Origin of the sequence: Ochrobactrum sp. SFR4, assembly GCF_019730395.1 — a bacterium.
Taxonomy (GTDB): Bacteria; Pseudomonadota; Alphaproteobacteria; order Rhizobiales; family Rhizobiaceae; genus Pseudochrobactrum.
This window is the reverse complement of record NZ_JAAPBB010000947.1, coordinates 1-260: the sequence shown is the minus strand read 5'-3', so window position 1 is coordinate 260 and position 260 is coordinate 1. Positions and strand designations below refer to the sequence as shown.

General features: G+C 52.3%; 1 protein-coding gene. It reads right to left on the bottom strand.

The window, feature by feature from the left end; genetic code table 11:
- The coding region (locus HBA93_RS21875) for an efflux RND transporter permease subunit (protein WP_221724652.1) at positions 1-260 on the bottom strand (260 nt) is incomplete at both ends.

Genomic DNA, 260 nt, shown 5'->3' with positions numbered 1-260 from the left:
ATTGCCCGTTGGCTGGCAGAACTGGCACCTGTTGCAAAAGCGAGCGGCACCACACCGAGAATAAAGGCAAAAGACGTCATCACAATCGGGCGGAAACGCAGCTTTGCAGCCTCAATTGTTGCCTCCAGTAGCGGGCGCCCTTCACTTCTGAGTTCACGGGCAAATTCGATAATCAGGATCGCGTTTTTAGCGGAAAGACCAATGATCGTGATAAGCCCCACCGTAAAATAAATATCATTCGGACGGCCGCGCAGCATCAC